The organism is Methanosarcina sp., assembly GCF_028693135.1.
In the GTDB taxonomy this organism is placed as follows: domain Archaea; phylum Halobacteriota; class Methanosarcinia; order Methanosarcinales; family Methanosarcinaceae; genus Methanosarcina.
The window spans coordinates 51,828-60,780 of sequence record NZ_JAQUVZ010000020.1 but is presented as its reverse complement, the minus strand read 5'-3'; the positions used below and the strand labels follow the sequence as shown (position 1 = coordinate 60,780).

Genomic DNA, 8,953 nt, shown 5'->3' with positions numbered 1-8,953 from the left:
TCAATCAAAACAAAAAACCACTAATGCCCTGTAAACCTTCAAAAGCCAGAAAGCTACTGCAAGCAGGCAAGGCAAAAGTGGTCCGAAATACTCCATTCACAATCAAGTTACTTTTCGGAAGCAGTGGGTATACTCAACCTGTAATTGCAGGGATGGATACCGGCTCTAAGGTCGTGGGCTGTGCAGCTATTGCTAACGGAAAAGTGTTGTATCAATCCGAAATTTACCTGAGAGAAAACGTTTCGAAAAAGATGGAACAACGGAAGATGTACCGGAGAACCAGAAGAGGTAGAAAAACAAGGTATAGACCTGCAAGATTTGCTAACCGGGGAAATTCAAGGAAAGAAGGGAAATTAGTTCCTTCTCTCCGAAGCAAACTTGAAGCTCATTTCCGGGAAAAGATGTTTTTGGAATCCCTGCTTCCTGTAACCGGGTGGAAGGTAGAGCTTGCTTCCTTTGATATTCACAAAATAACAAATCCGGAAGTTTCCGGGATAGGATATCAGGAAGGGGACCTTAAAGGTTTCTACAATGTCAAAGCTTACGTTCTGGATCGGGACGGCTACACCTGCCAGCATTGCAGGGGGAAGTCAAAGGATTCACGGCTACATTGCCATCACATTGTTTTCAGGTCAAACCATGGATCAGATGCACCGGAAAACCTGATAACGCTCTGTGAAACCTGCCACAAAGCCCTGCACAATGGAGAATTCAAACTCTCAGGAAGCAAGTCAAAAACAAAACATGCAACTGAAATTGGGATTCTCAAATCCCAAATCCGGAAATCCGGCTGGAATTTTGCAGAGACTTTCGGGTACGAAACCAAGTACAGGAGAGAGCAGATATTGAAGTTGATAAAAACACATTACTTTGATGCTGTTGCTATTTGTTGCAGGGACGACCAGAAAGTAGAGGTAGAAGATTCGGTTTTTCTAAAAAGAAACGTTAGCAAGGGGGATTATCAGCAAAGGACAGGAAAAAGATCCGAAAAGAAAATACCTACGGGAAAACTGTTCAACCTGAGAAAATTCGATCTTGTAAAAACGAGTAAGGGAATAGGGTTTGTCAAAGGCAAAAGATCTTCCGGATTCTTTGCTATTTCGGATCTGTTTGGAAACAAAATATCAGATAGTGTTAACGTGAAGAAAATTTGTGAACGATTGAGGGCCAGGACAACAACACTAATTCAACAGAGCAGGATGGGGAAGTTGACGCATTCCTCCCCTGAGCTAAAGACTCAGGGGTTTCCTGCTGAGGGTTTATGAACAAAATCAAATTCTACCTGAAAAATACTTTTTCGAGTCTATTTTTTATTCGGGCTTCTCTTTTCTGCTTTTTTTGTAGGGCCGCCAGGCAAGCTGGCGGAGGCGCTTATATTTATCTTTGAATTTAAATGAGGTTCCCCGGGTTAAGAAAAGTGTCCTTCGGACATGGAGGACGGTTATGAATTCAGTTTCTCCTGGCGATCCACCGAAAAATAAGTTAGGGGAAAAAAGGTTTAAGAGAAATCCAGGTTCATCAGTCGTTTTCCAGTTTATTCAGTTCCTGAATTCTCAGCTCCACGACGTCCATGGCGTCTTCAAAGAGTTGCCTGTTGATTTCAATCCCAAAATATTTCTTGAGTTTTTCTTCAGGGGGCAGTGTTGCGCCGGCTGAGAGGTAGGCAATGTAGTTTTTGTTGAAGGTTTCCGGGGCTTTCCTGTACTGTTTGAAGAGGGCGAGAGTTATTGCTTTTGAAATCGCGTAGTTGAATGTATAGTAATTGTTTGTCAGGTAAATGTGGTTAATGTAGGTCCATTCCGCAGAATCTTCAGCGTAATATTCTACTGAGTCGCTCCTGTATTCTTTAGAGAGGGCTGTCCAGAGGGCATTGAGTTCTGTTCCACTGACAGTTCCGTTTTCATTGCGTTTTTCAGTACATAACTGGTGGGCCTTATATTCGAATTCGGTAATCATGGGCTGGCGGGTAAAGTAGTTCTGGTATTCCCCTATATGCTGGGCAAGCACGGCAACTGCAGTTTCTTTATCCGAGTTTTCGACCACATAATCAACAAAGAGTTCTTCGTTGAAAGTGGACGGGACCTCCATTTCATAGATCTGGCCTGTGCAGTAGAGATAATCTACGGAATTGCCCATCAGATAGAAATTAATTCCGTGCCCGAGCTCATGAGTAAGAGTCTTCTGGTCACTGATAATTCCGTTATAGTTCATAAAAATCAGGGCAGGAGCCTTCAGAGCAAAGAGGCCGTAACAGTAACCCCCGGGCTGTTTTCCATTTTCGGGGGCAGGATACACGTCTACGAAACTTCCGGTTACCGTTTTTAAGAAAATTTCGTTGAAACGGGAATCCATCCCGGAATAGGATTTCTGGATCTCCTGCAAAGCAGCTGTATATGTATAATTATTGTCATTATTATCAGGTTGACCCGTCAACTGCAACATAAGGTCATACGGCCTGAGCGTTTCAAGCCCGAGCTTTTTCCTCAGAAACTCATTATAAGCTTCAAATACGGGTTTTCTCTCCTTAAACACCGTATTCATGTCATCAACCTGATTCTTTGTGAGATAAAGGCCGTACAGGCTGGCTTCGTAAGAGTCCGGGTAGTTTAGCTGTCCTGCAGCAAGGTCATCAAGGCGGGCTTTTTCCGCATATAGAGAAGCCATTGAATCGGACTCGTTAATCAGATGGTAAAACCTCTTATCATAACATCTTCTTCTGTTTTCCCGGCTCTGGTCTGTTGAAAGCAGAGTACTGTAGGACTGGGAATTTACGGAGAACTCTTCCCCGCTCTCAAGAGTTATACTTCCTGCCATGGTGACTTTATTGGTGATTTTAGAAAGGGCATCAGTCTCCAGTTTCATACGTTGATTTTCGAGCTCTGCAAGATAGACAGCCTGAGCTTCGTCCGCTGGCCTGTGCTCTGCAAACCTGATATATGCAGCTTCAAGATAAGGCCTGTATACCTCAAGTTTGGGCTCTTCGGAAAAAAGCCTGTCCCAATCCCCTTTATTGAGCGAGGTCAGTTTCACAGTTGCAAAGGCGTTAACCTTTTTATATTCGGTAATCAGGTCCTGAGAATCCGATAGAAGAGAAATGAAGAACTTATCATTCACGTTCTTGGTAAGCTGAGTGTATGCATATGTGTAGAGAATGTCAATAGATCTTGAAAACTCTTTTTCGGCTTTCAGATACTTAATTAAAGCAGTCCCGGACAGGTTTTCAAATTCCGGACGATAAGTTTCGTTAATTTCTTCCGAACTCTTTTTTAATGCTCCAAGCTTTTCTAAGGCATCTTCTCTGCTGCTGAAAAGATAGGAATTGTTCCATTCCGTGGTAACCTCATCGAGGTTAAGCTCTTTTAACATATGACTCTCACCTCTGTTTCCGGAAGACTTCTTTACTTTTTCTGAATCCCCACGTCCCGAAAATACGGAAAAAATCAATAATACTCCGAGAGAACTGAACCGTTTAATTAACTTTCGTCCCATAAAATTGCTACCCTCCGGTTGCTATTAGCCTGTAACTGAAAACACATACATCTGACTGAGAATATATCAGGACTAACGAATATGAACCTGCTGTTTAAAAAATATTATCATAGAATCTGTTTAAACTCCCATCATAGAATCTGTTTAAACTCTAACAATGCCGATCTGCTGATTACAGGTTAAGAAATTCATTTTCTGAATTTAAATTAAAAAATCATTTAAAAGGGAAAAACTCAGCCAGGTTAATTTATATATATCCGTCCTCTTATTAAGTGTTTTAATAAGATAAGTTCTTAAAAAAGATAAGTTCTTAAAAAAGATAAATTCTTAAAAAAGGTAAGTTTTATGGACTGTAGGAGAACACACGGAGTTCCCGCCCTATTTTCTTTTTTCGTACCCGGTCTGGGCCAGCTTGTAAAGGGACATCTTTTCAAGGCACTCGGAATCTGGATAGCCTTCATTGTTACTGGAGCCATGCATATTGTCGGGACTGGAATTTCAATATGGTTGATTATATGGGTCTGGCAGATTTATGATGCCTATAATGCCTGAGTGAAAAACAGGCAATAGAAAACAGAAAAAGATAGAAAATAGGTGTATAGTAAAGTAAGTTACTTGGCTATACACTAAACTCTTTTTGAAATTGAAGAATCAACATTATTTTTTATTTATCTCTCTGAATCGTTCTTATTGGTTGATGTAGAGCCGTCTATCTTCAATTTTCCTATCAATATCTATCAAAATATATCAAAATATATCAAATTGATAGGAAAAAACAGAAAACTAATTAAAAACACTGTCAATCGGTAGTGTTGATATTGAGGACTATTATTTAGAACTATCAGTATCTATCAAAATGTATCAAATTGATAGAAAGAAATATAGGCAAGAAACTATCAATATCTATCAAAATCAATCAAATTGATAGAAAAAGGTAGAAAATGATAATATGAAACTCCCGGCGGTTCCTGAATATTCAAAAGAAGCCTTTGAAGAAGCTGGAAAATTTCTTCATGAGGATAAAATTGCAGAGTTAGCCCACAGGTACAATGAGAGGTATCTGCACTGGGAGGAGTTAAAACACAGGAAACTTCCCCTTAACCCTGTTATTGTGTGGAACCTGATGAAAGTGTCCAGAGAATTAAAAGCAAAATCTTTGGAATTTGGGGACTGGATTTTCAAGTATAACTTAATAGATGAATTTCAGGAAAAACTCCACATTCTGGATAAATCCGCAGCAGGAAATCTTCTCAGCAGTCTTGATGCCCTGCAGGACAATAGAAGAAAATACATTATCAACTCCTTAATGGAGGAAGCAATAGCTTCAAGCCAGATAGAAGGAGCAGCAACTACAAGGGAAATTGCAAAAAGGATGCTGCAGGAGAACAGGAAGCCTAAAAATAAAGATGAAAAAATGATTGTAAACAATTACGATACAGTGAAGCATATAGTGGATTTAAAAAACGAAGCCATCACCCCTGAAAAAATCCTTGAAATCCACAGGATGATTACAAACGGTACCCTTGAAAAAACCGAATACGAAGGCAATTTCAGGGAAAACAACGAGATTGCAGTTTATTCCCATGACGGGACACTGCTTCATAAACCTGTGGAATATCCCGAAGTTCCAAAATTAATTGATGAATTGTGTGATTTTGCCAACAGCAAGGATGAGAATTTCATTCACCCTATAATAAAGGGAATAATCATCCATTTCCTGGTCGGATACATCCATCCCTTCAACGACGGCAACGGCAGGACTGCAAGAGCTCTTTTCTACTGGTATCTTCTCAAAAACGACTACTGGCTTTTCGAGTACATGGCGGTCTCAAGAGTAATAAATAACTCAAAAAAGCAGTATAGAAATGCCTACCTCTATACCGAATCAGACCGAACCCCGAATGATTCAGGCGACCTTACATATTTCCTCAAATATAACCTCGACTGCATCAAAAAAGCCCTTGATGACATCCTTGAATATCTGGAAAGAAAACAAAAAGAGCAGTTTCAAGCCCTGAAAATCATAACCGAATCAGGAAATCTGACATTAAGGCAGGCAGAAATCCTCAAACAGTTCTTAAAGCAGCCTGAGAAACCCGTCACGATTAAAGAAATAGTGACCACTTACAGTGTTGCATACGCTACAGCCAGAAGTGACCTGTTCCAGCTTGAAAAACTGGGGTATGTTGAGAAAAGGAAGGCTGGAAAAGAGTTTATTTTTATTTTTAAGAAGGTTGATTGAATTCCTCTTTTCCGGATACTTTTTATCATAATCTATCAAAATGAAGCAAATTTATAGAAAGTAAAAATTAAACTTCCCAAGACCAAAAACTATATAATTAGGCAAAGCCTAACTAACTGCACTGATCAAGATATGACTGAGAAAAAAGAGCATTTGTTCATAGTCTTTGAAAACCTGGTCAAAATCAAAAGCGAGTGCTCTTGTGAGACCTTTTCTGAATGCGGGTTATCGGATATTACTGTAAAGCAGATCGGATATCTGAGGGTCATAGATGAACATGGGGAAGTGACATTTAGCAGGCTTGCTAAAATCACCCGAAACTCAAAGCCAACCATCACAGAGATGGTAAACAAATTCTTAAAAATGGACTGCGTGTACAAAGAAAAGTCCTCAGATGACGGGAGAATCTTTTACATTCGCCTGACTGAAAAAGGGCGGAGAATAGCTCGTGCCGAAGAAAATGCTTTGTTGAAAGTCATTGAAAAAATGGCAGATTCTCTGGACGAGAAAGAAATTGACACGCTTATCAACCTCCTGGAAAAGGTGTGGTAATTTTTTTTGTCCGGCGAAAAAGTTAGGTTAATTCAAACTAAGTAACTGAAATACCCAGGACAACTGAAAATACTGAAAATACTGAAAATACTGAAAATACTGAAAATACTGAAAATACTGAAAATAACTGCGATACTTACGATAACTGAGATAATTGCGATAACTGAGATAACAACTTCATAATAATTAGGACTATTGACAATGTACACGAAAAACACTGATGAAAATATAGAAAACATCGTAATGCCTCTCTTTGAAGTAGTGGTTTACCCGAAAAGCCGGGCAAAATTCCTGGCTGACAAAGCCACAGGGGAAATACTATCAACTGAGATGAAAAACGCCGAGCCTGTGTACGCTGTTGGGCTGACAGTAAAGAGCGGCACAATACCTTCAGACCTGTCAGAAGACGATCTGTATAAAACAGGAAATCTGCTTAAGATTGTGTTTGTACAGCCTGCTGATGAAGGATATCTTGTTGTTGCAAAGGCTGTCCAGAGGGTAGAGGTCGTCTCTCTTTACCGGAAGGACGGACTGTTCTATGCCACATATGAGCCTGTCATGGACCTTCAGGACCTTGATGAAGATGTTCAGGCAGAAATGATAGAGAATGTAAAAACGACAGTTAATGAGATAAGCAGCCGTTTTCAGGGTTCTGAGAAGTTTACCCGGCCAATCGAGAAGATGGTTTCCATTGACCAGATAATGGGATATGTCATGCCATTCATGCCGATAAAACTTGAAGAAAAGCAGGCCCTTCTGGAGATCGTTTCTGTTAGAGAACGATATCTTAAGTTTGTTGACATTCTGATGGAGCACAAAGAGAATATCAATTTCCAGATGGAAATAGCAAAAAAAGTTACAGATAAGATCAGCAAATCGCATAGAGAGGCGATGCTTCGGGAGCAGTTGAAGGTAATCCAGGAAGAACTCAATGAAAATGAAGATTCCGTATCAGGGGAAGGAGGATACCGGGAAAGAATTGAGAATTCGAAGATGCCTGACGAGGTCAGAAAGAAAGCGCTCTCAGAGCTAAAGAAACTCGAAACCGGAGGCAGCCATAATCCTGAAAGCCCTGTTATCCGAAACTATCTGGACCTAATGCTCGACCTTCCCTGGGTAACGGAAGAGAAAAAGAACATCGATATTGCCGAAGCCCGCCGTGTGCTTGAGAATAACCATAACGGGCTTGAAAAAGTCAAGGAGAGAATAATCCAGCACCTGGCAGTAATGAAATTGAAAAAGGAGAAACAGGGCTCGATCCTGCTCTTCATAGGCCCGCCGGGCACCGGCAAAACAAGCCTTGGAAAGAGCATTGCAGATGCCCTTGGCAGAGAATATGTCCGTGCCAGCCTCGGAGGCGTCAAAGATGAATCCGAGATCAGGGGGCACCGCCGAACATACGTAGGGGCTCTGCCCGGAAGGATTATACAGGGCATGAAAAAAGCAGGCACTAAAAACCCGGTCTTTATCCTCGACGAAGTCGATAAGCTTTCAACTTCCTATGCAGGAGATCCGTCAAGTGCCCTTCTGGAAGTCCTTGACCCCGAACAGAACAGCAGCTTTTCGGACCACTACCTTGAAGTTCCATATGACCTGTCAGAGGTATTGTTCATTGCCACTGCCAACTCCCTGGCAACGATTCCGGCGCCACTCCTTGACAGGATGGAGCTGATAGAGATTTCGAGCTACACGAAAAACGAGAAGTTTGCAATTGCAAAAGACCACCTGCTCCCCAGCACCCTGGAAGAACACGGTCTTGATGCGGATAAACTCAAAATTGAAGATGAAGCCCTGAAAGTTATCATCGAAAAATACACCCGTGAAGCAGGAGTCAGGCAGCTCCAAAAACAGCTTGCAAAGACTGCGAGGTTTGTTTCTGAGAAGATAGTCTCAGGCAAGGCTGACCTGCCTTACGTGGTAAAACCGGAGATGCTCAAGGAGATCATCGGAAAAGAACTGGTCAGGCAGGAAGAGGCCAGAAAAGAGAACGTTCCCGGCGTGGTCACCGGCCTTGCCTGGACCCCTGTAGGAGGAGAAATCCTCTTCATTGAAGGCACATTCATGCCCGGAAAAGGAAAGCTCACCCTTACAGGCCAGCTCGGGGACGTGATGAAAGAGTCTGCACAGATCTCTTTGAGCCTTGTCAGGTCCAGGCTTGCAAACACTGCGAACAGCTTTAACTTCACTTCAAGCGACATTCATATCCATGTGCCTTCAGGTGCAACTCCAAAGGACGGCCCGTCCGCAGGTGTGACCCTCTTTACTGCCCTTACATCCCTGATAACCGGCAAAGCAGTTGATCCAAAAATTGCCATGACAGGGGAAATCACGTTGAGTGGTGCAGTAATGCCTGTGGGCGGCATAAAGGAGAAAATCCTGGCAGCCCACAGGGCAGGCATAAAAAAGGTAATCCTGCCAAAAGAAAACGAGAGAGACCTTGAGGACGTGCCTGAAGATGTCAGAAACGAACTTAAATTCGTACCGGTAGAGACCATTGAGGAAGTCTTGAAAGAGGCACTTGACATGGATCTTCCAAAGCCGATGCTGTCGTTTCCAGAAAATGGGTTTACGGCTACGCAGAATATTTAAAGATTGATGAGTGAGGGATGGGGCTGTTATGGTTTGGCGGAACTGTGGCATACCCATCCTGAGATTTGTCCCTAAATATTT

Annotated in this window: 6 protein-coding genes; 5 read left to right on the top strand and 1 reads right to left on the bottom strand. The window is 41.9% G+C overall.

The features are described from left to right. Positions 1 to 1,265, top strand: a 1,265-nt coding sequence (iscB, locus tag PHF18_RS10735; protein WP_300102392.1) for an RNA-guided endonuclease IscB, incomplete at its 5' end; no start/stop codon positions are given. A gap of 253 nt (positions 1,266 to 1,518) precedes the next feature. Here iscB and PHF18_RS10730 read toward each other — a convergent pair. Continuing rightward, positions 1,519 to 3,366, bottom strand: coding sequence for a M3 family oligoendopeptidase (locus tag PHF18_RS10730; RefSeq protein WP_300102389.1), 1,848 nt, complete (start codon positions 3,364 to 3,366; stop codon positions 1,519 to 1,521). 468 nt (positions 3,367 to 3,834) lie between these two features. Here PHF18_RS10730 and PHF18_RS10725 point away from each other — a divergent pair, with 468 nt between their 5' ends. The 4 genes from PHF18_RS10725 (at position 3,835) to lon (ending at position 8,872) form a co-directional block, all read left to right on the top strand. After that, positions 3,835 to 4,041: a hypothetical protein gene (locus tag PHF18_RS10725; RefSeq protein WP_300102387.1), complete on the top strand. Its 207-nt coding sequence runs from the start codon at positions 3,835 to 3,837 to the stop codon at positions 4,039 to 4,041. A gap of 397 nt (positions 4,042 to 4,438) precedes the next feature. Beyond that, on the top strand, positions 4,439 to 5,731 hold the full coding sequence (locus PHF18_RS10720) for a Fic family protein (protein ID WP_300102384.1): 1,293 nt from the start codon (positions 4,439 to 4,441) through the stop codon (positions 5,729 to 5,731). A gap of 132 nt (positions 5,732 to 5,863) precedes the next feature. Beyond that, positions 5,864 to 6,283, top strand: coding sequence for a MarR family winged helix-turn-helix transcriptional regulator (locus PHF18_RS10715; protein WP_300102381.1), 420 nt, complete (start codon positions 5,864 to 5,866; stop codon positions 6,281 to 6,283). A gap of 201 nt (positions 6,284 to 6,484) precedes the next feature. Then, positions 6,485 to 8,872, top strand: a complete 2,388-nt coding sequence (gene lon / locus PHF18_RS10710) for an endopeptidase La (protein ID WP_300102378.1) — start codon at positions 6,485 to 6,487, stop codon at positions 8,870 to 8,872. Positions 8,873 to 8,953 lie beyond the last annotated feature (81 nt).

Excerpts from the sequence above, each read along its gene's own strand:
- PHF18_RS10730 (WP_300102389.1), bottom strand. The coding sequence starts at position 3,366 with ATGTTAAAAGAGCTTAACCTCGATGAGGTTACCACGGAATGGAACAAT.
- PHF18_RS10725 (WP_300102387.1), top strand. The coding sequence starts at position 3,835 with ATGGACTGTAGGAGAACACACGGAGTTCCCGCCCTATTTTCTTTTTTC.
- PHF18_RS10720 (WP_300102384.1), top strand. The coding sequence starts at position 4,439 with ATGAAACTCCCGGCGGTTCCTGAATATTCAAAAGAAGCCTTTGAAGAA.
- PHF18_RS10715 (WP_300102381.1), top strand. The coding sequence starts at position 5,864 with ATGACTGAGAAAAAAGAGCATTTGTTCATAGTCTTTGAAAACCTGGTC.
- lon (WP_300102378.1), top strand. The coding sequence starts at position 6,485 with ATGTACACGAAAAACACTGATGAAAATATAGAAAACATCGTAATGCCT.